Here is a 24,979-nt window from a genome sequence, read left to right on the forward strand (position 1 = left end):
CGGTCAGCGGGCCTTGGGCGGCGGGCGGCGCTTGACGGGCGTCTTCGGGCGCTCGATCCGTTCGTACAGTCGGAAGCGCTCGTCGCGGTCGGCGGCGCGGCGGCCTTCCCACACGAGGCGCCACACGTACTGCGACATCGAGCTCGGCTCGCCGAAGTCCGCGCGGTCCTGCCGCAGGATCACGTCGCAGTCGTCGGTGAACGAGAAGTGCATGTCGCCGAAGTAGGCGAACGTCGCGATCTGCGCGTCGCCAAGGCGCACGGGCGAGATGCATTCGTAGTCGGGCGGCAGGTGCGCGGCGATCTGCTGCGCGACGTCGCGATAGGTCCGGCTGTAGTTGACGATCGGCAGCCACAGCGTCATCAGCAGCACCCACATCAGCGTCGTGCCGGCGCTCGACAGCACGACGCTGCGCCACAGCACCTTCGGCTGACGCGAGATGCGCCAGCGCACGAGCATCAGCCAGCATGCGGTCGCGGCGACCGCGCAGACGAACGACAGCACCTTGAAGTGCGGCTCGTAGCCCGGCACGAGGCGGCCGAGGTTGCGCGCGAGCGGATGCGGGAAGCCCGTCAGCGACGCGAGCCACACGAGCCACACGAACGTGCCGAGGATCGTGAAGCTCAGCACCGCGAACCAGTCGATCGCGTTGATCGCGCCGCGCTTGAGCGTCGGCAGCGCGAACGTCGCGACGACGGCGAGCGGCGGCAGCAGCAGCATGTACATCCGGTTCGTCTGCTGGCTCTGCAGGATCACGAGCGCGACGAGCGGCGCGACGACCGACAGCGGAATCGCGATGTGCGGCCGGCGGCGCAGGCCCGCCCAGCTGACCCACGCCCAGATCGCGAGCGGCCACGCGGGCCACGTGAAGAGCGGCAGGTTCTTGGCCGCGTACGCGAGCACCGTCGTCGGCGGGCCGGAGAAGCGCATCAGGCTGCCGTGCAGCCATTGGTTGAAGAACCAGGCCGCGTCGTCGGGGAGCGCGACGTGCGCGGCGAGCGGCCAGATCGCGAACACGGCGACGGCGAGCGGCAGCCCGATCGCGGGCAACTGCGCGCAGCGGATTTCGGGCGTGACGAGATAGAGCGCGAGCGTGCCGACCGCGAGCGCGGCGACGAGCACCGGATTGCCCGACAGCGCGACGAGACCGAGCGCGAGGCCCCACCAGAGCGCGCCTTGCACCGGCTTGTCGATCGCGCGCACGAGCCCGTAGACGAGCATTGCGATCCACGCGAATTGCGCGAGCTGCGGCGTCGTTTCGTGGCCGCGCTCGGCGAGGCCGAAGCACGCGAGCAGGACGAGGAGCGCGCCGTCGGCGAGCGTGCGCCCGTAGTCGCGCGGCTCGGGCTCGCCGCCGAACGCGTACTTGAACGGCTGGATTTCGGCGCGCCGGCCGAGCAGGTATGCGGCGTACCAGACGAACGCGGACGCGACGCAGAACAGCACGCCCGCGTAGACCCGCGACGCGTTGCTCGCGTCGACCCACGGCAGCGCGCGGATCGCGAGGCTGCCGAGCCAATAGCCGAGGGGCCCGTCCGACGTGATGAACTTGCCGACGAGGTTCGGCAGCAGCCAGTCATGCAGGCCGCCTTGCGCCATCGTCCACATCACGCCGAAGCCCGCCGCGTCTTCGTTCTTCCACGGATCGCGGCCGAACAGCCCGAACGCCGCATAGACGATGCAGAGCGTGAGCAGCAGCCAGCGCGGCAGCGCGCGGGTGGCGGAAGCGGTAAGGCGAACGACAGGCTTCATGCAGATGGGCGGCAGAGGATGGGCGGCATGCCCGACGCGCGAGCGGCGGGCCATTTCGAGCATCCGGCATTGTAGACGCGCTGGACGGCGCGCGTCAGCGAACCGGACGGCCCGCGCGGCGCTCGGCGTCGGCGCGGGATGAGCGGGGACAAAAAAAGGCAGCCTGGGCTGCCTTTTTTGCGGAACCGGACCGGCGCGAGGCCGGTGCCGATCGGGGCGCGAGACTTACTTCGCAGCCTTGCCGCTGGCGCGTGCGCCGAACTTGTTCTTGAACTTCTCGACGCGGCCCGCCGTATCCATGATCTTCTGCTGGCCGGTGTAGAACGAGTGCGATTCCGACGACACTTCGATCTTCGCGAGCGGGTAGGTCTTGCCGTCGAGCTCGACGGTTTCGCGCGTCTGGATCGTCGAGCGCGTGATGAACTTGAAGCCGTTCGACATGTCTTGGAAGACGACTTCGCGGTAATCCGGGTGAATGCCTTGTTTCATGGTTTTTCCTGTGTAAGAGCGGTAGCCAGCCCGCCGCTTGCGCATCGCGGCGCGCCTCGCTTCGTGTCCGGACAGCCGGGCATGCGTGCAGGGCGCGCCGTGAATCGACGCCGGTCGGCGCTGCGCGGTGCGAAAGCCCGGCGCGAGCCACTTGCCTAAGGTCGAAAGCTCGCGATTATGCCAGAAAATCAGAAGCTTGGCGAATTTTTCGTCAGGCGTGCGCGGCGGGCTGCGCGAGGCAGCCCGTTTTCGCGGGGTCCTGGCGGTAATAGCGGGCGAGCAGCCGGTACAGCTCCGGAAATTCGGACTCGAACGCGCGCGGCTTGACGAAGAGCGCCTCGCTGCAGACCGCGAAGAATTCCGACGGGTGATCGGCCGCATAGGGATCGATCAGCGAATCGCGCTCGAAACGCGCCCACGCGCGCTCCGGCACCGCGTCGACGCGATCGCAGAACTGGTCGTACGCGTGGTCGAACACGTCGGCCCAGCGTTCGGCGTCGAGGTCCGGCGCGTGCCAGCGGCGAAAAAGGGGGGGGTGGCCGTCGGCCGGGCCGCTCATCATGTCGATCTTGTGCGCGAATTCGTGGATCACGACGTTGTACGCGTCCGAGCCGTCCGACATCTGCACGTCCTCCCACGACAGGATCACCGGCCCGCCTTCCCACGCTTCGCCGCTCGCGTCGTGCTCGACTTCGTGTACGACGCCGTCCTCGTCCTCGACCGTCTTGCGGATCACGAATTCGCCCGGATAGACGACGATGCCGACCCAGCCGCGATACAGGTCGAGCCCGAGGTTCAGCACGGGCACGCACGCCTGCACGGCGACGCCGGCGACGATCGCGTCGGTGAGCTCGAGCCCGTGCGCGGTCGAAAACGACTTTTGCGCGAGAAAGAGGCTCGCCGTTTCGCGCAGCCGCGCCAGGTCTTCGCCGGACAGGTAAGACAGGAACGGCAGGCGCTCGAGCGTCTCGCGCCACAGCGCGTCGGGAATCGGGTGCGAGCGCAGTGCGCGGTCGCGGCGGCGCGCGTCGAGCCACTGGGTGAGTTTGGCGAGCATCGGGGAGAAGAGGGCGTGAAGCGACAGGCGCTAAACGTACCTCAATCGATCTCTTTTTGCCAGGCGGCGAAGATGCCGCCGCAGATCGCGACGCCCGCGAGGAAATAGAAGCCGTCGAGCGACGCCAGGAACGACGCCTGTTGCGAGATCGTCCGGCTCACGGTGACGAGCGCGAGCGCGTGCGCCTCGGAGAGCGCGTGGCCCGCGGCCGCGAAGCCGCGCGCGAGCGTGTCGACGGTCTGCTGGAACAGCGGGTTGTAGACGTTCGCCTGCTCGACGAGCCGCGTCTGGTGCACGGCGAGCCGATGCTGCTCGACGATGATGACCGACGCGGTCGCGAACGAGATCGTCAGTTGCCGCACGATGTTCTTCAGCCGGTAGCCGTGCGAGTACTCTTCGATCGCGAACACGCGGAACGTCAGGTTCGCGACGGGCAGCACGATGAAAAGGAGCAGCAGCCCGCGCATCAGGAGCGGCACGACGAGTGCCGCTTCGCCGACGTCGGGCGCCATCCGCGTCATCCACAGCGCGGCGAACGCGGCCATCGCGAAGCCGGGCACGATGATCCACTTCTTGTGCGTGAGAAGCTTCGCGTAGCGCAGATAGACGAAGAGCGCGCTCGCCGAGATGAGCGACATCGTGCCGACGAGCCGCCCCGCGTTCTCGACCGGATAGCCGAGCCCGGTTTCGAGAAAGCGCGAGATCAGATAGCTGTAGCCCGTCGTCTCGTAGTAATAGAACATGTAGAGCAGGAGGCCGACCTGGAACGTGCGCTCGCGAAACGCGTGCAGCCGCACGAGCGGCGCCGGATGATGCCACTGGTGATGGCCGAACCACGCGAGCGCCGCGAGGCCGCCGACGGTGAGCAGCACGAGCTGCGGCGAGCCCGCGAAGAGCTCGAAGCGTACCTGCTGCATCACGATTTGCAGCGCGCCCTGCGCGAGCGCGAAGATCACGTACGGCCAGAAGTGGGCGCTGCCGCGCTCCTCGGGCGGCGTGTGGCCCGAATCGGGCAGCGCGACGAACGCGAGCGCGGCGAACAGGATGCCCGTCGGCACCGTGCTCGCGAAAAGGGCGCGCCACGTGAAATGCGCGACGAGGAGGCCGCCCGCGATCGGCGCGAGCGCGCTGCCGAGCAGCAGCATGATGAGGAACGCGCGCGTCGCGGGCGGGCGGTCCTTCGGCGAGAAGCTGACCTGGATCAGGATTCGGCACGCGCCCATCATCGGGCCGATGAAATAGCCTTGGAAGCCGCGCGCGAAGGCGAGTTGCAGCGATGTGTCCGCAAGCGCCGCGGCCGCCGCGCCGAGCGAGAACATCAGCATGCAGCCGGCGACGTAGCGGCGGTGCCCGAGGCGGTCGACCCACCATTGCTGTTGCAGGATGCCGAGCACGGCCGTCACCGCGTACGCGCTCGACGCCCACACGAGTTCGTCCGGCGAAGCGTTGATCCCGCCCGCGATGTAGCTCGCGAAGAACGAGAACGCCGCGTTGTCGAAGTAGTCGAGGCCGGTGACGATCGCGAGCACCCATGGAAAGAAATCGCCGCGCAGGTTCGCGACGCTCCAGAGCGGCGGCCGGCCCCGCGCCGGGTTCATGCGCCGGGCCCGCCCGTTTTGCGCGGGCCCGGCGTGCGGCCGCGCGCGGCGGCGCGGCGTTGGGCGATCAGCTCGTCGGGGTTTTCGCCGGCGAGCCGGCGCTCGACGTAGTGGATGTCGTGCTGCAGTTCCTTCTTCAGCGCGCGCACTTCCTTCAATTCGCGCTGCGCGGCGGCGATGCGCGCATCGAGCGTCGCGATCTGCTGCGACAGATCCGCGTGGATGTCGCGCAGCGACGCGTCCGAATAGCGCCGCCGTCCGTCGCCCGTCGGCTCGAGCGGGCGCTTCAGCATCTCGGTGATGCCGTGCAGCGAGAATCCGAGCGCGCGCAGCCGCAGGATGCGCTCGAAGCGCTCGAGATCCGCCGCGTCGTACAGCCGATAGCGGCCTTCGCTGCGCGACGGCGTGACGAGCCCGCGCTCCTCGTAGTACTTGAGCGTGCGCGGCGTGACGCCGAGCCGCTCGGCGGCGTCGCGTACGGTCAGCAGCAGGGTGGATGGGGCGTCGCTCATGGCGCGGAACTCTCCGGATGGCGAAGGATCGATGTCCGCGATTATAGATCAACGTGTACGTTCACGTACAAGTTTGGCGATAAAAAAACCGCCCGGCGAGCGGGCGGTTTTTCGTGGCGGCGTGCGTGCGTCAGCCGCCGCGGCGCATCAGGTCGAAGAACTCGGAGTTGCTCTTCGTCTGGCGGATCTTGTCGAGCAGGAATTCCATCGCCTCGACTTCGTCCATGTCGTGGATGAATTTGCGCAGCACCCAGATCTTCTGCAGGATCTCGGGCTTGATCAGCATTTCCTCGCGGCGCGTGCCCGACTTGTTCAGGTTGATCGACGGATACACGCGCTTTTCCGCGAGACGGCGCTCGAGGTGCACTTCCATGTTGCCGGTGCCCTTGAACTCTTCGTAGATCACGTCGTCCATGCGGCTGCCGGTTTCGATCAGCGCGGTGCCGATGATCGTGAGCGACCCGCCTTCCTCGATGTTGCGCGCCGCGCCGAAGAAGCGCTTCGGACGCTGCAGCGCGTTCGCGTCGACACCGCCCGTCAGCACCTTGCCCGATGCGGGGATCACGGTGTTGTACGCACGCGCGAGACGCGTGATCGAGTCGAGCAGGATCACGACGTCGTGCTTCATCTCGACGAGGCGCTTGGCCTTCTCGATCACCATTTCGGCGACCTGCACGTGGCGCGTGGCCGGTTCGTCGAACGTCGATGCGATCACTTCGCCCGCGACCGAGCGCTGCATTTCCGTCACTTCCTCGGGGCGCTCGTCGATCAGCAGCACGAACAGGATCACGTCCGGGTGGTTCTGCTTGATCGCATGCGCGATGTGCTGGAGCATCACGGTCTTGCCCGACTTCGGCGACGCGACGAGCAGGCCGCGCTGGCCCTTGCCGATCGGCGCGATCATGTCGATGATGCGGCCCGTGACGTTTTCCTCGCCGCGCATTTCGCGCTCGAGCCACAGCGGCTTGTTCGGGTGCAGCGGCGTGAGGTTCTCGAACATGATCTTGTGTTTCGAGGCCTCGGGCGGCTGCCCGTTGACTTTGTCGACCTTCACCAGCGCGAAGTAGCGCTCGCCGTCCTTCGGCGTGCGAACTTCGCCTTCGATCGTGTCGCCGGTGTGCAGGTTGAAGCGGCGGATCTGCGACGGGCTGATGTAGATGTCGTCGGTGCTCGCGAGGTACGACATTTCCGGCGAGCGCAGGAAGCCGAAGCCGTCCGGCAGCACTTCGAGCGTGCCGTCGCCGAAGATCGTTTCTCCCGTCTTGGCGCGCTTTTTGAGAATGGCGAACATCAGCTCCTGCTTGCGCAGGCGGTTCGCGTTTTCGATCTCCAGGCCGTTGGCCATTTCGATCAATTCGGAGACGTGCAGAGACTTGAGCTCGGATAAATGCATACGGAGATCCCGCCAGGGAGGAGATGCGACGAAAGATATAGGGAGGAGGGCGAGCGGAAGCGCTCAGAGACTTATATGCGTCTTATCGACGTTTTTGATTCTAGCATAGGCCGATTCAGGCTTGAGCGACCGATCGGCGGATTTAGCGGCGCACGTGTTGCCGGCTGACAACACGTGCGCGACGGCGCATCGATTTAGAGATGGCTGTCCAGGAACGCGGTGAGTTGCGACTTCGACAGCGCGCCGACCTTCTGCGCGGCGACCGCGCCGTTCTTGAAGAGGATCAGCGTCGGGATGCCGCGCACGCCGAACTTCGCGGGCGTCGCCTGGTTGTCGTCGACGTTGATCTTCGCGATCTGCAGCTTGTCGCCGTAGTCCTTCGCGACTTCGTCGAGGATCGGGGCGATCATCTTGCACGGACCGCACCACTCGGCCCAGAAGTCCAGCAGGACCGGCTTGTCGGACTTGACGACGTCCTGCTCGAACGATGCGTCGCTGATGTGTTTGATCTGTTCGCTCATTGGGTCAATACCTCTTTCGGTTCGGGGACTGCCTGCGCCGGCTGCCCACGGGCTTTGCCGGTCGCCGGGGCAGGAAGCTCCGCTCTTGCGAAAAGAAGGGCGTGAGCGCTGCATGCCGCGGCTCGCGGGTCATTCGGGCGTCATATTAGCCTAAATTGCTATCCGCTGTTGACGGCGATAGTAGTCGTCACGCGAACAGGGATGCGTAGCATTTCAGGCGTGTCGCCCGCGTGCGCCTTAAATGGGCCCGGCGCGGCGAATTGCAAGAGGCGGGCTGCGCGCGGCGTCGGGTGTGCGAGAACGCGGCGTCGGGGGCGCGCGAATCGGCGGCGGTCGGGCTCTCGCGATTTGTCGTCTCGTATGCGAATAACGGTCGCGTCGTGCGCGAAGCGATGTTAGAATGCGCCGTGACGGGCCTCCTCGCATGGTGGGGCGGTCAACCTGGTCAGGTCGGGAACGAAGCAGCCACAGCCGTTTTCCGCCAGTGCCGAGGGTCGGGCTCGTCACCTTCCGCTTGTCTTTTCGTGCTTGTCTTTCCGTCTTTCCCGCGCGCGCTTCCGTTTTTCCTCCTTTCGTTTCGCTTCCCGATCGGCGTCGGCATGCATGCGTTTCGCGGCGTTCAACCTGTCGGCGCGGCGCAGCGTTGCTGATACAATTTCCCGATGACCTATCAAGTTCTCGCACGCAAGTGGCGTCCGAAGGATTTCGCTTCGCTCGTCGGCCAGGAGCACGTCGTCAGGGCGCTCACGCACGCGCTCGACGGCGGGCGTTTGCATCACGCCTATCTATTCACGGGCACGCGCGGCGTCGGCAAGACGACGCTGTCGCGCATCTTCGCCAAGGCGCTCAATTGCGAGACGGGCGTCACGTCGCAGCCGTGCGGCGTGTGCCGCGCGTGCCGCGAAATCGATGAAGGCCGCTTCGTCGACTATGTCGAGATGGACGCGGCGAGCAATCGCGGCGTCGACGAAATGGCCGCGCTCCTTGAGCGCGCGGTGTACGCGCCCGTCGATGCGCGCTTCAAGGTCTACATGATCGACGAAGTGCACATGCTGACGAACCACGCGTTCAACGCGATGCTGAAGACGCTCGAGGAGCCGCCGCCGCACGTCAAGTTCATCCTCGCGACCACCGATCCTCAGAAAATTCCCGTCACCGTGCTGTCGCGCTGCCTGCAGTTCAATCTGAAGCAGATGCCGGCCGGCCACATCGTGTCGCATCTCGAGCGGATTCTCGGCGAAGAGCGGATCGCGTTCGAGCCGCAGGCGCTGCGTCTGCTCGCGCGCGCCGCGCAAGGCAGCATGCGCGATGCGCTGTCGCTGGCGGATCAGGCGATCGCGTATTCGGCGAACGAAGTGACGGAAGCCGCGGTGTCCGGCATGCTCGGCACGCTCGACCAGACTTACATGGTGCGGCTCCTCGACGCGCTCGCCGCGGCCGACGGTCCGCAGATTCTCGCCGTCGCCGACGAAATGGCGCTGCGCAGCCTGTCGTTCTCGGCCGCGCTCCAGGATCTCGCGAGCCTGCTGCATCGGATCGCGTGGGCGCAGTTCGCGCCGGCGTCGGTGCTCGACGAATGGCCCGAAGCGGCCGACCTGCGCCGCTTTGCCGAGTTCCTGAGCCCGGAGCAGGTGCAACTCTATTATCAGATCGCGACGGTCGGGCGCGGCGAGCTCGGCCTTGCCCCCGACGAATACGCGGGCTTCACGATGACGCTGCTGCGGATGCTTGCGTTCGAGCCGGCGCCGACAGGCGGCGGCGCGCCGGGCGGCGGGTTGCCCGCGCAGGCGGCCGGCGCCGCGCCGAAGTCGAACGCGCGAGCGGCTGCGGTGCTCGGCGCACCGGCGGCGTCCGCGGCCGCCGCGAGCGCGCGTGTTACGACGGACGTCCGCTCGGACGAGCGCGGCGCGCCGTCGCGCGCCGCCACGCCGGACGCCGATCCAGGCCTCGATCAAGGCCTCGATTCGGGCCTTGATTCCGACGCGTCGCCGAACGCTCAGCCGGGCGCCGCATCCGAATCAGCACCGAGTTCGGCCGCATCGCCCGAATCGACGGCCGCCACGGAGTTCGACGCGGCCGCGCAGGATTGCGCGGCATCGGAGGCTGAAGCGGCCGATGTGCCGGCCTCCACCGCACCCGTGCCGCAAGCGCCGGCCGAGGCGCCCGCCGCTCCTGCCGCCGCCGCTTCGGCGTCGCGCGCCACCGGCGCGGCCGCCGCACTCGACGTGCTGCGTAACGCGGGCATGCGCGTGTCGTCCGATCGCGGCCGAGGCGCCGGCGCGGGCGCAGCGCGCGCGGCTGCGCCCGCCGCCCCCGCCGCGAAATCCGCGCCGCGCGTGCAGATGCCCGTTCCGACGCCACGCACGCGCCCGGTGCAGGGCGGCGCTTCGCCGAATGGTGCCGCGCGCGCCGACGCGAGATCCGGGGCGCGCAACGCGCCGCCGCCGTGGGAGGACATCCCGCCCGACGATTACGTGCCGTTGTCGATCGACGACGGCTTCATTCCGCCCGACGACGGTTTCGTCCCGGTGTTCGACAGCGGCCCCGACGATGTTCGGGTCGCGCCGAAGCCGGCGCCCGCGCCACCCGTCGACACGCGGCCGCTGCCGGAGCCGATTCCGCTCGACGCGATCGGCTTCGACGGCGAATGGCCGACGCTCGCGGCGAGCCTGCCGCTCAAGGGCGTCGCTTACCAGCTCGCGTTCAGCAGCGAACTGACGTCAGTCGACGGCGGCGCGCTCAAGCTGTCGGTGCCGGTGCCGCAATACGCGGATGCCGCGCAGGTCGCGAAGCTGAAGGCCGCGCTCGCGGACGCGCTCGGCAAGCCGGTCGACGTCGCGGTCGAGGTCGGCCCGGCGCGCCGCACCGCGGCCGCGCTCGCCGCCGCCGAGCGCGCGAAGCGGCAGCGCGACGCCGAGCACGAGATGAGCGCCGATCCGTTCGTCCAGCAGTTGCTGCGCGAATTCGGCGCGAGCATCGTCGAGGGCTCGATTCGGCCCGTCGGTCCGGAGTCGGACGGCGCGGCGCCGACGCTGCATTGACGCGAATCGGTCGCATTCCGCATCCGATTCCCATATTCATGAGCGGGCGCTAAGATCGCGCCCGTTCGCAATCGATTAGAAGGAGCAAGTCCATGATGAAAGGCCAACTCGCCGGGTTGATGAAGCAGGCCCAGCAGATGCAGGAAAACATGAAGAAGATGCAGGAGCAACTGGCTCTCATCGAAGTGGAAGGCCAGTCGGGCGCGGGGCTCGTCAAGGTGACGATGACCTGCCGCAACGAAGTGCGCCGCGTGTCGATCGATCCGAGCCTGCTCGCCGACGACAAGGACATGCTCGAGGATCTCGTCGCCGCGGCGTTCAACGACGCGGTGCGCAAGGCCGAGGCGACGTCGCAGGAGAAGATGAGCGGCATGACGGCGGGCCTGCCGCTGCCGCCCGGCTTCAAGCTGCCGTTCTGACGATGAACCGTTCGGCCGACGTCGTGAGCGCATGAGCATCAAGCCGCCTTCCGCGCTGTCCGGGCTCGTCGAAGCGCTGCGCGCGCTGCCGGGCGTCGGACCGAAATCCGCGCAGCGCATCGCATATCACCTGATGCAGCACGATCGGGAGGGTGCGGAGCGGCTCGGGCGCTCGCTGTTGTTCGCGACCGAGCATCTGCGTCACTGTGAGAAGTGCAACACGTTCACGGAGGCGCAGATCTGCGAGGTCTGCAGCGATCCGGAGCGCGACCCGACGCTGCTGTGCGTCGTCGAGACGCCCGCCGACCAGATCATGCTCGAGCAGACGATGACCTATCGCGGGCTGTATTTCGTGCTGATGGGGCGCTTGAGTCCGCTCGACGGCATCGGGCCGAAGGAGATCCATTTCGACCGCCTCGTGCGCCGCGCATCGGACGGCGTCGTGAAGGAGGTCGTGCTCGCGACGAACTTCACGAACGAAGGCGAGGCGACCGCGCACTATCTCGGCCAGACGCTGAAGGCGCGCGGCCTGGCCGTCACGCGGCTCGCGCGGGGCGTGCCGGTGGGCGGCGAGCTCGAATACGTCGACGCCGGCACGATCGCCCGCGCGATGCTCGACAGGCGCACCCTCTAGCCGGCGCCGCGCGGCCTCGCGCCGCGCGTACCGTTCAACGATCCAAGGAAGCGACATGAGCGCAACTCCCGGCCCGCTTTCGGGCGTCAAGGTGCTCGAACTCGGCACGCTGATCGCGGGCCCGTTCGCCGCGCGCCTGCTCGCCGAGTTCGGCGCGGACGTCATCAAGATCGAAGATCCGAACGGCGGCGATCCGCTGCGCAAGTGGCGCAAGCTGTATCCGGAGGCGGGCGGCACGTCGCTGTGGTGGTCGGTGCAGGCGCGCAACAAGAAATCGGTGACGATCAACCTGAAGTCCGACGAGGGCAAGGAGATCGTGCGCCGCCTCGCGCGTGAAGCCGACATCGTCGTCGAGAACTTCCGCCCGGGGCTGCTCGAGAAGCTCGGTCTCGGCTACGACGTGCTGTCCGCCGACAATCCGGGCCTCGTGATGGTGCGCCTGTCCGGCTACGGGCAGACGGGCCCGTATCGCGACCGTCCCGGCTTCGGCGCGATCGCCGAATCGATGGGCGGGCTGCGCCACATCACGGGCTATCCGGAGCTGCCGCCGCCGCGCATCGGCATCTCGATCGGCGATTCGATCGCGGCGCTGCACGGCGTGATCGGCGCGCTGATGGCGCTGCATCACCGCAACGCGAACGGCGGCGCGGGGCAGGTCGTCGACGTCGCGCTCTATGAGGCCGTCTTCAACATGATGGAGAGCGTCGTGCCCGAGTACGGCGTCTACGGGCTCGTGCGCGAGCGCACGGGCGCGTCGCTGCCGGGCATCGTGCCGTCGAACACGTATCCGTGCCGCGACGGCAGCATCGTGATCGGCGGCAACAGCGATCCGATCTTCAAGCGCCTGATGAACGCGATCGGCCGCGACGATCTCGCGGGCGATCCCGCGCTCGCGCACAACGACGGCCGCGTGCCGCGCACGCAGGAAATCGATGCGGCGATCGGCGCGTGGCTCGCCGAGCGCACGATCGACGACGCGCTCGCGGTGCTGAACGCCGCGGACGTGCCCGCGTCGCGAATCTACAGCGTAGCCGACATGTTCACCGATCCGCAGTTCGCCGCGCGCCAGATGATCCAGCGTTTCAAACTCGCGGGCGGCGCGGAGATCCCGCTGCCGAACGTGACGCCGAAGCTGTCCGGCACGCCCGGCGAAACGCGCTGGCTCGGCCCCGAGCTCGGCGAGCATACGGACGAGGTGCTGGGCGCGCTCGGCTACGACGCGCAGGCGATCGCCGTGCTGCGCGAGAAGCGCGTGATCTGAGCGCCGAGGGCCGCGCGGTACGCGCTTCTTGCGCCGTCGCACGCTGCACGCGAGGCGGCCGGGGCTGTCGCTCTCGCGCAATCTTTCCTCGGTTACAATCGGCGGATGCGAATATTACTCAGCAACGACGACGGATACCTTGCGCCCGGCATCGCCGCGCTGTACGAAGCGCTGTGCCCGCTGGCCGAGGTCATGGTGATGGCGCCCGAGCAGAATTGCAGCGGCGCGTCGAACTCGCTTACGCTGTCGCGTCCGCTTTCGGTGTCGCGTTCGGCGAGCACGGGTTTCTACTACGTGAACGGCACGCCGACCGATTCGGTGCACGTCGCGCTGACGGGCATGCTCGACGCGAAGCCGGACCTCGTCGTGTCGGGGATCAACAACGGCCAGAACATGGGTGAGGACACGCTGTATTCCGGCACGGTCGCGGCCGCGACGGAAGGCATCATGTTCGGCGTGCCGGCGATCGCGTTCTCGCTCGTTCACAAAGAGTGGGCGCACCTCGGCGACGCCGCGCGCGTCGCGGCCGAGATCGTGCGCCGCTATCTCGACAATCCGCTGCCCGGCCGGCCGCTGCTGAACGTCAATATTCCGAACCTGCCGTACGACGAGCTGAAGGGCTGGCGCGTGACGCGGCTCGGCAAGCGCCATCCGTCGCAGCCGGTGATTCGCCAAACGAATCCGCGCGGCGAGCCGATCTACTGGATCGGAGCGGCGGGCGACGCGCGCGACGCGAGCGAGGGCACCGATTTCCATGCGACCGCGGCGGGCTACGTGTCGATCACGCCGCTGCAGCTCGATCTCACGCACACGCAAATGCTGGCAGCCACGCGCGAATGGGCGCGTGCCGGGAGCGGCGCTTCATGAGCGGCGAGCGCGCGAAGCGGTTTCCGCTCGCGCTCGAGGACCTGAAGCGCGAGCCGCGCAAGCCCGAAGGGCGCGCGGCCGAGCGCCAGGCGGCGGGCGACGCCGCCCGCCAGCGCCTTGCCGCCGCGCCCGCCGCCACATCGACCCTCGTGCCCGACCGGCGCGCGCCGCAGCGCGCAGCCGCCACGACGGGCGGCCGCGTGTCCGCACCGAAGTCCGCGCACGCGAAGAAATCCGCGTCGGGCCTGCCCGGCGTCGCGAAGGGCGCGCCGTCCGCCGCCGCGAAAAGCGGCGACAAGGGCGCCGCGCCGAATGTCGCGTTGAGCGGCGCGCTCGCGCTGACTTCGGAACGGGTGCGCGAGCGCATGGTCGAAAGGCTGCGGGCAAACGGCGTGGCCGATCCGCGCGTGCTGGCCGCGATGGCGGCCGTGCCGCGCCACATGTTCGTCGATCCGGGGCTCGCGGCTCAGGCGTATGAAGACGCGGCGCTGCCGATCGGGCATCAGCAGACGATCTCGAAGCCGTCGGTCGTCGCGCGGATGATCGAACTCGCGGCGGCCGGCCGCGTGCTCGAGCGCGTGCTCGAAATCGGCACGGGCTGCGGTTATCAGGCCGCGGTGCTGAGCCGCGTCGCGCGCGACGTGTATTCGATCGAACGCGTGAAGCCGCTCTACGAGCGCGCAAAACTGAATTTGCGGCCGCTGCGCGTGCCGAACATCCGCTTGCATTACGGCGACGGACGCGTGGGCCTGCCCGCCGCGGCGCCGTTCGACGCGATCGTGATCGCGGCGGCGGGGCTCGACGTGCCGCGGGCGCTGCTGGAACAATTGGCGATCGGCGGCAGGCTCGTCGCGCCTGTCGGAGAGCAGGCGGGCGAGCAGGTGTTGACGCTCGTGGAGCGCGTCGCACCCGCGCAGTGGCGCGAGTCGCGGCTTGATCGCGTTTTCTTTGTCCCTTTAAAATCCGGAGTGATTTGATACCGATGAGTATGCTGCGCGCGATGCAAAACAATCGTTTGAAGTTACCGCTCTCGCTCGCTCAGCGCGCGATTTGCATGGCGGCTTTCACGCTGCTCGCCGCGTGCGCGACGCGGCTCGACCAGGCGCCCGTCGTCGATCGTTCCGGCTCGCTCGGCACGACGGCTGCCGCGCAGCCGCCCGCGCCGCTGCCGCCTGCGCCCCCGGGTTACTACCGGGTGAAGCCGGGCGACACGCTTTATCGGATCGCGCTCGAGAACGGCCAGAACTATCGCGACATCGCAGCGTGGAACAACCTCACGAACCCGAATCAGATCGAAGTCGATCAACTGCTGCGCGTCTCGCCGACAGCCGGCGGCGCGACGCCGGCCGCACCGGTCGCGGGCGGCGCGGCGACGCCACCGCTGTCGAGCGGCCCGGCTGCGGTGCCGCCGATCTATGGCTCCGGTTCCACCGCGAGCGCCGCGCCGTCTGCCGCGCCCGCGCCGAGTGAAACGACTGCGCCTGCGGCGAGCAGCAACCTGTCGTTCGCGTGGCCGGTGCGCGGTGCGCTGTTGAACACGTTCGACGATTCGAAGAACAAGGGGATCAACATCGGCGGCCCGGCCGGCGAGGCCGTGAAGGCCGCCGCTGATGGCCGCGTGGTGTATGCGGGCAACGGTCTGCGCGGCTACGGCAATCTCATTATCATCAAGCACGACGCAACTTATCTCACGGCGTATGCACACAATCGCGCTTTGATGGTAAAAGAGGGGGACGCGGTGACGAAAGGCCAGAAGATCGCAGAGATGGGCAATAGCGATTCCGACCGCGTGATGCTGCATTTCGAGGTTCGCCGGCAGGGTAAACCTGTCGATCCGCTGAAGTATTTGCCGCCTCAATAAACGAGACGACCATGCCGAAATCGAAGCGCCACGAGCCGCAAGCCGAGTCTGAGAAGATCAGTCGAGCCACGCAAGCATCGGTGGAGCGAGCTGGCGCTTCGACGGACGAGGATGAAGACGCCGCCGACAACGAACGCGACTACGAGCCGCGCGAAGCGGATTCGGACGACTCGCGCGAAGGGCGCGGCGATGCAGCCGACGCGTCACCCGATCTGGACGATTTCCGGGCGCTTCTGCAGGCGGAGCTCACTGCCGACACGATCCAGCACTACCTGAACCGCATCAGCGTGAAGCCGCTCTTGACGGTGGAGGAAGAGCAGCGCTATTCGCGGCTCGCGAAGGCGGGCGAATTCGACGCGCGGCAGGTGATGATCGAGCGGAATCTGCGGCTCGTCGTCAGCATCGCGAAAGGCTATCTGAATCGCGGCGTGCCGCTGCTCGATCTGATCGAGGAAGGCAACCTCGGGCTCATGCACGCGATCGAGAAGTTCGATCCGACGCGCGGCTTTCGCTTTTCGACGTACGCGACCTGGTGGATACGGCAAAGCATCGAGCGCGCGATCATGAATCAGGCGCGCACGGTGCGGCTGCCGGTGCACGTGATCCGCGAGCTGAACCAGGTGCTGCGCGCGAAGCGCCATCTGGAAAAGAACTCGCTGTCGACGGGCGCGGCGGCCGAGCGCCGCGAGGCGAGCATCGACGACATCGCGTATCTGACGGGCAAGACGGCCGAGGAAGTCACCGACATCCTCGCGCTCAACGAGCACACCGCATCGCTCGATGCGCCGCTCGATCTCGATCCGGCGAGCAGCCTGCTCGATCTGCTGCCCGACGACCAGAGCCAGTCGCCCGATGCGGAGGTTCAGCACCGCGAACTGGAAACGCTAACGCGCGCATGGTTGTCGCGCCTGTCCGACAAGCACCGCCACGTGATCGAGCGGCGCTTCGGCCTCAATCACATTGAACCCGCGACGCTCGAGGAGCTTGCAGACGAGATGGGGCTGACCCGCGAGCGGGTTCGCCAGATCCAGCAGGAAGCGCTCGTGCGGCTCAAGCGGTTTTTCGCATCCAACGGCGTGCGCAAGGACGCCGTTCTGTAATTCATCGATGACACCGATTCTGGTTTTTGACATCGAGACGATTCCCGATGTCGACGGCATTCGCCGTCTTGAAGATCTGCCCGCCGACCTCACCGACGCCGAAGTGGCCGAGCACGCGTTCGCCGCGCGCCGCGAGAAGACGGGCAGCGATTTCCTGCCGCTTCATCTGCAACGGGTCGCGGCAATTTCGTGCGTGTTCCGCGACAACACCGGCTTTCGCGTGCGCTCGCTCGGTGCACCGGGCGACCCGGAGGCGACGTTGATCCAGTCGTTCTACCGCGTGATCGAGAAGTACACGCCGCAACTCGTGTCGTGGAACGGCGGCGGCTTCGATCTGCCGGTGCTGCATTACCGCGGGCTCGTGCACGGCGTCGCGGCGCCGCGCTACTGGGACATGGGCGAGGACGATCGCGACTTCAAGTGGAACAACTACCTGTCGCGCTACCACACGCGGCATCTCGACCTGATGGATCTGCTCGCGCTCTATCAGCCGCGCGCGAGCGCGCCGCTCGACGCGCTCGCGAAGCTGTGCGGCTTTCCGGGCAAGCTCGGGATGGACGGCAGCCAGGTGTGGAAGGCGTTTCAGGAAGGGCGGATCGAGGAGATCCGCAACTACTGCGAGACCGACGTCGTGAACACCTACTTGCTGTACTGTCGGTTCCAGCAGATGCGCGGTGGTCTGTCGCCCGCCGAGTACACCGAAGAGATCGCGCTCGTGAAGAATTCGCTCGTGCAGGAGCCGGCGCCGCACTGGGCCGAATACCTCGCCGCGTTCGACGCGTGAACCGTCCGGCGTCCCCCGTAGGGCGGACGCTGCTCTCTCTCGACGCCGCGAAACCGAAACGCGTCTCTTTTCTCGCCGGCTCGCCGGCGCTCACGCATCGCTCAGTTCGAGCACGATCGGCTGATGATCGGACGCGCGCACCGCGCCGTCGATCTCGCAGCGCGTCAGGCGGCGAACGAGCGTGTCGGTGACGAACACGAAATCGCAGGTCATCGGCCCCTCCTTCCACTGCTCGGTGTCGTAGACGCCTGCGGTCATCGGCGGCGTCTCGCCCGGATGGCGCGCGAGCCACGCGTCGACGAAGCACGGCGCGTCGGGAAACGGCGCGAGAAAGCGCCGGTAAGCGCCGCTGCGATACGCGCTGTTGAAATCGCCGCAGACGATCGCGTCGGCCGCGCGCGCGGACGGCGCGAACGGACCTGTCGGCGTCTCAGGCGGCGCACTCGCGCGCGTGTGCGCGGCCGCCTCGCGGTGCAGGCGCCGCAACGCGTCGACTTGCGCGAGCCGCTGCTTCGCCGAGTAATACTCCAAGTGCGTGACGACGACGCGCAGCGGCCCGAACGGTGCGCGCAGCGTGACTTCGAGCGCGCAGCGCGGCATCGACGGCGCGGCGGCGCTCGCGGGCCACGGCAGCGCGTGGCGCATCGCGCGCTCGACCGGCAGCCGCGTCGCGAGCGCGTTGCCGAACTGCCGGCGCGGCGCGCCCGGCTCGGTCGGCGGCAGATCGACGCCGATCGCGTCGAATACCGCATACTCTGGCAACAGCGTCGCCAGTTCGGCATACTGATCGTCGGAAGGGCCGCCCGGCAGCGCGCGAAAGCCGCGCGTGAGTTCCTGCGCGCACAGCACGTCGAAATCGCCGAGCCGGCGGGCGGCGTCGATCGTGCGCGCCAGATCGACCGTGCCGTCGGCGTCCCGTCCCCATTGGATGTTCCAACTGATGAGTCGCATCGTCGAATCTCCGTTGCGTGACGGCCGTTCGTCTACAATCTCGCCTTTCCCCACAATCGTTCGTCAGGAAAAGCTGGTGTCAGAAGCCGTCCCTCTCTCCACGCGCCGCGCGTCGCATGCGAGCGCCGCGCCCGATCGCGCCCCGGTTCTCGATATCGATTCGCTCGACATGGAAGCGCGCGGCGTCGGCCGCGTCGTCGACGAAAACGGCGAGCCCGGCAAGGTGATTTTCGTCGAGGGCGCGCTGCCCGGCGAGCGCGTCACGTATTCGAGCTTCCGCCGGAAGCCGACCTACGAGCAGGCGCAAGTCGTCGATATTTTGCGCCCGAGCGTGATGCGCACGCAGCCGAAATGCGCGTTTTTCGGCACCTGCGGCGGCTGCTCGATGCAGCATCTCGATATGCGCGCGCAGGTCGCGATCAAGCAGCGCGTGCTCGAGGACAACCTGTGGCATCTCGCGAAGCTGCGCGCCGAAGCGATGTTCGCGCCGATACACGGCCCATCTTGGGGCTACCGGTATCGCGCGCGCCTCACCGTGCGCCACGTCGCGAAGAAGGGCGGCGTGCTCGTCGGCTTCCACGAGAAGAAGAGCAGCTATGTGGCCGACATGACGAGCTGCGAGGTGTTGCCGCCGCACGTGTCGGCGATGCTCGTGCCGCTGCGCAGGCTCGTCGAGCAGTTGTCGATCCGCGATCGCATGCCGCAGATCGAGCTCGCGGTCGGCTCGCAAGTGACAGCGCTCGTGCTGCGCGTGCTCGAGCCGATCAACGCGGCCGACGAGGCGCTGCTGCGCGAATTCGCCGACACGCACCGCGTGCAGTTCTGGCTGCAGCCGAAGGGGCCGGATACGGTCGCGCCGTTCTATCCGCTCGACGTGCAGCTCGACTACACGCTGCCCGAATTCGGCATCCGGATGCCGTTCAAGCCGACCGACTTCACGCAGGTCAATCACCAGATCAACCGGGTGCTCGTCGGGCGCGCGTTGCGGCTGCTCGCGCCCTCGCGCGACGATCGCGTGCTCGATCTGTTCTGCGGAATCGGTAACTTCACGCTGCCGCTCGCGCGGCTCGCGCGCGAGGTGGTCGGGATCGAGGGCAGCGAGACGCTGAGCGTGCGCGCGCTCGCGAACGCGAAGGAAAACGGCGTCGACGGCCACACGTCGTTCGCGTGCCGCAACCTGTTCGAGGTGACGGCCGACGATCTGCGCGCGCTCGGCGCGTTCGACAAATTCCTGATCGATCCGCCGCGCGAAGGCGCGCTCGCGGTGTCGAAGGCGCTTGCGGACATCGCGCAGAGCGGCGTCGGGCCGCTGCCCGCGCGGATCGTCTACGTGTCGTGCAACCCGTCGACGCTCGCGCGGGACGCGGGGCTCCTCGTGCACGAGGCGGGCTACCGGCTGAAGGGCGCGGGCGTCGTCAACATGTTTCCGCATACGTCGCACGTCGAATCGATCGCGCTCTTCGAGCGCGCGTGACGCGTTGCTTTCGCGGCGGCGTGCGCCGTGCGCGGGCATGAAAAAACCGGCCCTCGGGGCCGGTTTTTCGTGATGCGCGACGAAGTGCCGCCGGGCTTCAGTTGCGGTTGCCGCCGAAGATGCCGAGCAGCGCGAGCAGGTTCGTGAACACGTTGTACAGATCGAGGTAGATCGCGAGTGTCGCGCTGATGTAGTTGGTCTCGCCGCCGTTCACGACGCGCTGGACGTCGAACAGCATGTACGCCGAGAAGATCACGATCGCGAGCACCGACACCGTGAGCATCAGCGCCGGCAACTGCAGGAACACGTTCGCGACCATTGCGAGCAGCAGCACGATCACGCCGACGAAGAGCCACTTGCCGAGGCCGGAGAAATCGCGCTTGCTGACGGTCGCGACCGTCGCCATCGCGGCGAAGATCACGCCGGTGCCGCCGAATGCGAGCATGATGAGCGACGGGCCGTTCGAAAAGCCGAGGATGAAGCTCAGGAGGCGCGACAGCATCAGGCCCATGAAGAACGTGAAGCCGAGCAGCACGAACACGCCGGCCGAGCTGTTCTTCGTGCGCTCGATCGCGAACATGAAGCCGAACGCGATCGCGAAGAACGCGAGAAGGCTCATCATCGGGCTCGTCGCGGCGAACAGCGAGAAACCCGTCGCGACGCCGACCCAGGCGCCGAGCACGGTCGGCACCATCGACAGCGCAAGAAGCCAGTAGGTGTTGCGCAGCACGCGGTTGCGAGTCTCGGCCGTGCTGATCGCGCCGCCGCGGCCGAAGTTGTACGGATAGTCGTTCATGGTTTCTCCTAACATGGAACGTGGCGGCGCCGCCGGCCGGCGGCGCGCTTGTTGCGCCGCAATAAGCCGTCAGGCCGCTACCCCTAAGATAGGTTTCGAGGGCGGAGGTTTCAACGTCTCGGTGCCCGCGAAACGCGAAGTGTTAGAACCTTTCTGTCGTGTAAGGGTTCAATCGCAATGATACACGGGAACGTGTTACAATAGCGGATTCATTTGAAACTGTAACCTCTTAATTTCTTGGAGTTTTTATGGCACTCGAGCGCACCCTGTCGATCATCAAGCCGGATGCGGTGGCGAAGAACGTGATCGGCCAGATCTACAGCCGTTTCGAAAACGCCGGCCTGAAGATCGTGGCGGCGCGCATGGCGCACCTGTCGCGCGCCGATGCGGAGAAATTCTACGCCGTGCACGCCGAGCGTCCGTTCTTCAAGGATCTCGTCGAATTCATGATCTCGGGCCCGGTGATGATCCAGGTTCTCGAAGGCGAGGACGCGATCCTGAAGAATCGCGACCTGATGGGCGCGACGGACCCGAAGAAGGCGGAAAAGGGCACGATCCGCGCCGACTTCGCGGACAGCATCGACGCGAACGCCGTGCACGGCTCGGACGCACCGGAAACGGCGCGCGGCGAAGTCGCGTTCTTCTTCCCGGAAATGAACGTCTACTCGCGCTGAGCGGGTCGGGGTCCGGCGCGTCTGGCGGCAAGGCAGGGCATCATGGCGAGCGAAACCATCGTCAATCTACTCGACCTCGACGCCGAGGGTCTCGTCGCGTACTGCGGCAGCCTCGGCGAGAAGGCGTTTCGCGCTAAGCAACTGCAGCGCTGGATCCATCAATACAACGCAGCCGATTTCGACGGGATGACCGATCTCGCGAAGTCGCTGCGCGAAAAGCTGAAAGGGCGCGCCGTGATCGGCACGCTCGACATTCTGAGCGATCACGTGTCGGCCGACGGCACGCGCAAGTGGCTCATCGACGTCGGCAACGGCAACGCGGTCGAGACGGTGTTCATCCCCGAGGAAACACGCGGCACGCTGTGCGTGTCGTCGCAGGCGGGATGCGCGGTCAATTGCCGCTTCTGCTCGACCGGCAAGCAAGGTTTTTCCCGCAATCTGTCGACGGGCGAGATCGTCGGGCAACTGCGGATGGCGGAATTCGCGCTGCGCGCGTCGCTCGGGCGCGCGCCCGGCCCGAACGGCAAGGCCGAGCGCGTCATCACGAACGTCGTGATGATGGGCATGGGCGAGCCGCTTCTCAATTATTCGGCGGTCGTGCCCGCGATGCGCCTCATGCTCGACGACAACGCGTACGGCTTGTCGCGCCGGCGCGTGACGCTGTCGACCTCGGGCGTCGTGCCGATGATGGACAAGCTCGGCGCCGAGCTGCCCGTCGCGCTCGCGGTGTCGCTGCACGCGTCGAACGACGCGCTGCGCGACATGCTCGTGCCGCTCAACAAGAAGCATCCGCTGCGCGAGCTGATGGCCGCGTGCCAGCGTTATCTGAAAGTCGCGCCGCGCGATTTCATCACGTTCGAATACTGCATGCTCGACGGCGTCAACGACACCGACGCGCATGCGCGCGAGCTGCTCGCGCTGACGCGCGACGTGCCGTGCAAGTTCAATCTGATTCCGTTCAATCCGTTCCCGGAATCGGGGCTCGTGCGCTCGAAGGCGGAACAGATCAAGCGCTTCGCGCAGATCCTGATCGACGCCGGCATCGTGACGACGATCCGCAAGACGCGCGGCGACGACATCGACGCCGCCTGCGGCCAACTGGCGGGCGCGGTCAAGGACCGCACGCGGCTTGCCGAGCGAACGGGCGCGGCAAAGATTATCGAGGTCCGGGCGGTTTGACGGGGATGCCCGGGCCGGCAGTGAAATACGCGTAAAGCGATCGGGGGCGGCGCGCGGCGCCGCGCAGTGTGTGACAACGGTGGTGTTGCGAGCCTGGCCGGAGCCGGTGCGGGCGTGCAGGCAAGAAGAATCGACGCGAGGATGAGGATGAGCGAACCGCAGCCGTCAAAGAGCCCAGAGACGAACGCAGGCGAGAAACCGGCGGCGGCCGGCGGCGGCATTGCGTCGGTCGCGGCAGTGGGCGCGCGGCTCGCGGAGTTGCGCGAGGCGAAGGGATGGTCGGTCGACGACGTGTCCGCGCGGCTCAAGGTCGCGGCGTCGAAGTTGCAGGCGCTCGAGGCGGGCGATACGAGTCAGCTTCCGGGGACGACTTTCGCGCTTGGCCTCGTGCGCAGTTACGCGAAGATGCTCGGCGTCGATCCGGAACCGTTCGCGCAGGCGCTGCGTCGCGAGAAGGGTGTGCCCGAGGTCGATCTGTCGATGCCCGCGTCGGCCGGCACCGATCTGCCGCGCGGCCGGGTGTCGATTCCGCTCGGCGGCTCGTCGCGCGGCCGGCCGTGGCTGTGGGCGGTCGCGGCGGTCGTCGTCGCGTTGATCGCCGCGGCGATGTGGCGTACGGGCGGCGAATCGTCGAACTGGCTCGCGCGCTTCAAATCGAGCGGGGCCGGCGAAGCCGCGTCGGGCGCGCGTGCGCGGCCGGAGGGCGCCGCGTCCGATCTGCCGGCGAGCGCGGCGGTGTCCGGCACGGTGACGCAGGCGAGCGCCGTCGCGGCGAGCGCGACGCAGTCGGGCGGCGGCGCGTCGGCGGGCGATGCGGTGGTGGCGAGCGTGCCGGCCGCGGGTTCCGCGCCTGCCGTCGCGAGCGCGGTGGCCGTGCCGCCCGCTTCGACGCCGGTCGCCGCGGCGCAATCGATGCAACAATCGGCGGCACTGGGGGCCGATGGCGCGAGCGCCGTCGTAACGGCCGCGCCCGGTCAGTCGGTGGTCGCGCTGAAGGTCGCGCAGGACTGCTGGTTCAGCGTGCGCGACAAGAACGGCAAGGAGTTGTTCTCGTCGCTCGTGCGCGCCGGCGAGACGAAGCAGGTTGCAGGCGATGCGCCGCTCAAGGTCACGATCGGCAACAAGGCCGGGCTCGAATCGATCGCTTTCGACGGCAAGCCCGTCGATCCGGCAAAATACTCGACGGCTCGGGGCAACGTCGCGCGTTTCGCATTGCCCTGACGGCAAGCGCCGTGGCCGGCCGGGCACGGCGCTGTTCTCTTTCGCGCGTCGCCAAGCGGGCGGCGCGTTTGGCGTAAATTGGATCTATCGATGCAATCCGAAGCTCAATCCCCACGCAGCAGTCAGATTTGTTCAACCGAGCCGGTGTTCGGCGGGCATGCGCCGCGGCGCGTGTCGCATGCGGTCGACGTCCGCTGGGGCGGGACGCTCGTGACGATCGGCGGCGCGGCGCCCGTGCGCGTGCAGTCGATGACGAACACCGACACGGCCGATGCGATCGGCACCGCGATCCAGGTGAAGGAGCTCGCGAACGCGGGCTCGGAGCTCGTGCGCATCACGGTGAACACGCCCGAGGCCGCCGCCGCCGTGCCGGCGATCCGCGAGCAGCTCGACCGGATGGGCGTATCCGTGCCGCTCGTGGGCGATTTCCATTACAACGGGCATCTGCTGCTGCGCGACTATCCCGAGTGCGCGGAAGCGCTGTCGAAGTACCGGATCAACCCTGGCAACGTCGGCCAGGGCGCGAAGCGCGATTCGCAGTTCGCGCAGATGATCGAGGCCGCGATCAAGTACGACAAGCCGGTGCGCATCGGCGTGAACTGGGGCAGCCTCGACCAGGACCTGCTCGCGCGGATGATGGACGAGAACGGCGCGCGCGCCGAGCCGTGGGAAGCGCAGAGCGTGATGTACGAGGCGCTGATCCAGTCGGCGGTCGGCTCGGCCGAGCGCGCGGTGGAGCTCGGCCTCGGCCGCGAGAAGATCGTGCTGTCGTGCAAGGTGAGCGGCGTGCAGGATCTGATCGCCGTGTATCGTGAACTCGCGCGCCGCTGCGGCTTCGCGTTGCATCTCGGTCTCACCGAGGCGGGCATGGGCTCGAAGGGCATCGTCGCGTCGACGGCCGCGATCGGCTTGCTGCTGCAGGAAGGGATCGGCGACACGATCCGCATCTCGCTCACGCCGGAACCCGGCGCGTCGCGCACGGGCGAAGTGATCGTCGGCCAGGAAATCCTGCAGACGATGGGGCTGCGCTCGTTCGCGCCGATGGTCGTCGCGTGCCCGGGCTGCGGCCGCACGACGAGCACGCTGTTCCAGGAGCTCGCGCTGCAGATCCAGACCTATCTGCGCGAGCAGATGCCCGCGTGGCGCAAGGAATATCCGGGCGTCGAGAAGATGAACGTCGCGGTGATGGGCTGCATCGTCAACGGCCCGGGCGAGTCGAAGCACGCGAACATCGGCATCAGCCTGCCGGGCTCGGGCGAGAACCCGGCCGCGCCCGTGTTCGTCGACGGCCAGAAAGTGAAGACGCTGCGCGGTGAGCGCATCGCGGAGGAATTCCAGCAGATCGTGAGCGATTACGTCGCGCGCACCTACGGCCGCGTTGCGGTCCAGAATTAA

Annotated in this window: 23 protein-coding genes and 1 other RNA gene; 15 read left to right on the forward strand and 9 right to left on the reverse strand. The window is 67.5% G+C overall.

Features of this window, described 5'->3' with window-relative positions:
- Positions 1 to 3: 3 nt before the first annotated feature.
- The 7 genes from WT60_RS09695 to trxA form a co-directional block, all read right to left on the reverse strand.
- A complete protein-coding gene (locus tag WT60_RS09695; protein WP_038749253.1) occupies positions 4 to 1,752 on the reverse strand; it encodes a UDP phosphate-alpha-4-amino-4-deoxy-L-arabinose arabinosyl transferase in 1,749 nt (582 codons plus the stop codon).
- A 225-nt stretch (positions 1,753 to 1,977) separates the two neighbouring features.
- Positions 1,978 to 2,241 (reverse strand): type B 50S ribosomal protein L31, encoded by a 264-nt coding sequence (locus tag WT60_RS09705; RefSeq protein WP_010103191.1) that lies wholly within the window; start codon positions 2,239 to 2,241, stop codon positions 1,978 to 1,980.
- Between the two features lie 211 nt (positions 2,242 to 2,452).
- On the reverse strand, positions 2,453 to 3,298 hold the full coding sequence (locus WT60_RS09710) for a M90 family metallopeptidase (protein ID WP_038749123.1): 846 nt from the start codon (positions 3,296 to 3,298) through the stop codon (positions 2,453 to 2,455).
- Between the two features lie 41 nt (positions 3,299 to 3,339).
- The gene (locus WT60_RS09715; protein WP_060355849.1) at positions 3,340 to 4,896 is read right to left on the reverse strand and encodes an MFS transporter; all 1,557 of its coding nucleotides are present in this window, start codon (positions 4,894 to 4,896) and stop codon (positions 3,340 to 3,342) included.
- Entirely contained in the window at positions 4,893 to 5,408 is a 516-nt protein-coding gene (locus WT60_RS09720) for a MerR family transcriptional regulator (protein ID WP_060355848.1), read from the reverse strand. The genes WT60_RS09715 and WT60_RS09720 overlap by 4 nt, the downstream gene beginning before the upstream one ends.
- Before the next feature lie 130 nt (positions 5,409 to 5,538).
- Positions 5,539 to 6,801 (reverse strand): transcription termination factor Rho, encoded by a 1,263-nt coding sequence (gene rho / locus WT60_RS09725; RefSeq protein WP_038749133.1) that lies wholly within the window; start codon positions 6,799 to 6,801, stop codon positions 5,539 to 5,541.
- A gap of 194 nt (positions 6,802 to 6,995) precedes the next feature.
- On the reverse strand, positions 6,996 to 7,322 hold the full coding sequence (gene trxA / locus WT60_RS09735; protein ID WP_009890789.1) for a thioredoxin TrxA: 327 nt from the start codon (positions 7,320 to 7,322) through the stop codon (positions 6,996 to 6,998).
- A gap of 409 nt (positions 7,323 to 7,731) precedes the next feature.
- On the opposite strand from trxA, the gene ffs reads away from it, so the two are divergent.
- The 10 genes from ffs (at position 7,732) to WT60_RS09785 (ending at position 17,289) form a co-directional block, all read left to right on the forward strand.
- Positions 7,732 to 7,830, forward strand: an RNA gene (gene ffs / locus WT60_RS09740) — signal recognition particle sRNA small type.
- 154 nt (positions 7,831 to 7,984) lie between these two features.
- A complete protein-coding gene (gene dnaX, locus WT60_RS09745; RefSeq protein ID WP_060355847.1) occupies positions 7,985 to 10,363 on the forward strand; it encodes a DNA polymerase III subunit gamma/tau in 2,379 nt (792 codons plus the stop codon).
- A 92-nt stretch (positions 10,364 to 10,455) separates the two neighbouring features.
- Complete coding sequence (locus WT60_RS09750) at positions 10,456 to 10,782, forward strand: YbaB/EbfC family nucleoid-associated protein (protein ID WP_006026979.1); 327 nt, start codon at positions 10,456 to 10,458, stop codon at positions 10,780 to 10,782.
- Positions 10,783 to 10,813: 31 nt separating this feature from the next.
- Positions 10,814 to 11,416 (forward strand): recombination mediator RecR, encoded by a 603-nt coding sequence (gene recR, locus WT60_RS09755; RefSeq protein WP_081989624.1) that lies wholly within the window; start codon positions 10,814 to 10,816, stop codon positions 11,414 to 11,416.
- Positions 11,417 to 11,471: 55 nt separating this feature from the next.
- Positions 11,472 to 12,677: a CaiB/BaiF CoA-transferase family protein gene (locus WT60_RS09760; RefSeq protein WP_038749138.1), complete on the forward strand. Its 1,206-nt coding sequence runs from the start codon at positions 11,472 to 11,474 to the stop codon at positions 12,675 to 12,677.
- Positions 12,678 to 12,782: 105 nt separating this feature from the next.
- The gene (gene surE, locus WT60_RS09765) at positions 12,783 to 13,544 is read left to right on the forward strand and encodes a 5'/3'-nucleotidase SurE (RefSeq protein WP_059642947.1); all 762 of its coding nucleotides are present in this window, start codon (positions 12,783 to 12,785) and stop codon (positions 13,542 to 13,544) included.
- Positions 13,541 to 14,521 (forward strand): protein-L-isoaspartate(D-aspartate) O-methyltransferase, encoded by a 981-nt coding sequence (locus WT60_RS09770; RefSeq protein ID WP_060355873.1) that lies wholly within the window; start codon positions 13,541 to 13,543, stop codon positions 14,519 to 14,521. Before surE ends, WT60_RS09770 begins: the two co-directional genes overlap by 4 nt.
- An 11-nt stretch (positions 14,522 to 14,532) precedes the next feature.
- Entirely contained in the window at positions 14,533 to 15,405 is an 873-nt protein-coding gene (locus tag WT60_RS09775; RefSeq protein WP_038749144.1) for a peptidoglycan DD-metalloendopeptidase family protein, read from the forward strand.
- 11 nt (positions 15,406 to 15,416) lie between these two features.
- The gene (rpoS, locus tag WT60_RS09780; RefSeq protein ID WP_038749147.1) at positions 15,417 to 16,505 is read left to right on the forward strand and encodes an RNA polymerase sigma factor RpoS; all 1,089 of its coding nucleotides are present in this window, start codon (positions 15,417 to 15,419) and stop codon (positions 16,503 to 16,505) included.
- 7 nt (positions 16,506 to 16,512) lie between these two features.
- Positions 16,513 to 17,289: a 3'-5' exonuclease gene (locus WT60_RS09785; RefSeq protein WP_059669906.1), complete on the forward strand. Its 777-nt coding sequence runs from the start codon at positions 16,513 to 16,515 to the stop codon at positions 17,287 to 17,289.
- Positions 17,290 to 17,379: 90 nt separating this feature from the next.
- On the opposite strand, the gene WT60_RS09790 is transcribed toward WT60_RS09785, so the two are convergent.
- Entirely contained in the window at positions 17,380 to 18,240 is an 861-nt protein-coding gene (locus WT60_RS09790) for an endonuclease/exonuclease/phosphatase family protein (protein ID WP_059580817.1), read from the reverse strand.
- 76 nt (positions 18,241 to 18,316) lie between these two features.
- Between WT60_RS09790 and rlmD the strand changes: the two genes are divergently transcribed.
- Positions 18,317 to 19,714: a 23S rRNA (uracil(1939)-C(5))-methyltransferase RlmD gene (gene rlmD, locus WT60_RS09795; RefSeq protein ID WP_038749154.1), complete on the forward strand. Its 1,398-nt coding sequence runs from the start codon at positions 18,317 to 18,319 to the stop codon at positions 19,712 to 19,714.
- A gap of 97 nt (positions 19,715 to 19,811) precedes the next feature.
- Here rlmD and WT60_RS09800 read toward each other — a convergent pair whose 3' ends face one another.
- Positions 19,812 to 20,510 carry a Bax inhibitor-1/YccA family protein gene (locus tag WT60_RS09800; RefSeq protein ID WP_038749157.1) on the reverse strand — a complete coding sequence of 233 codons (699 nt, stop codon included), beginning with the start codon at positions 20,508 to 20,510 and terminating at the stop codon, positions 19,812 to 19,814.
- A gap of 248 nt (positions 20,511 to 20,758) precedes the next feature.
- Here WT60_RS09800 and ndk point away from each other — a divergent pair, with 248 nt between their 5' ends.
- From ndk to ispG, 4 genes are all read left to right on the forward strand, one after another.
- Complete coding sequence (gene ndk / locus WT60_RS09805) at positions 20,759 to 21,184, forward strand: nucleoside-diphosphate kinase (RefSeq protein ID WP_038749160.1); 426 nt, start codon at positions 20,759 to 20,761, stop codon at positions 21,182 to 21,184.
- Between the two features lie 42 nt (positions 21,185 to 21,226).
- Complete coding sequence (gene rlmN, locus WT60_RS09810) at positions 21,227 to 22,363, forward strand: 23S rRNA (adenine(2503)-C(2))-methyltransferase RlmN (RefSeq protein WP_060355846.1); 1,137 nt, start codon at positions 21,227 to 21,229, stop codon at positions 22,361 to 22,363.
- A gap of 147 nt (positions 22,364 to 22,510) precedes the next feature.
- Positions 22,511 to 23,584, forward strand: coding sequence for a RodZ domain-containing protein (locus WT60_RS09815; RefSeq protein ID WP_060355845.1), 1,074 nt, complete (start codon positions 22,511 to 22,513; stop codon positions 23,582 to 23,584).
- 90 nt (positions 23,585 to 23,674) lie between these two features.
- Entirely contained in the window at positions 23,675 to 24,979 is a 1,305-nt protein-coding gene (gene ispG / locus WT60_RS09820) for a flavodoxin-dependent (E)-4-hydroxy-3-methylbut-2-enyl-diphosphate synthase (protein ID WP_038749260.1), read from the forward strand.

The sequence above is a fragment of the Burkholderia sp. MSMB617WGS genome (assembly GCF_001532025.2).
GTDB lineage: Bacteria > Pseudomonadota > Gammaproteobacteria > Burkholderiales > Burkholderiaceae > Burkholderia > Burkholderia savannae.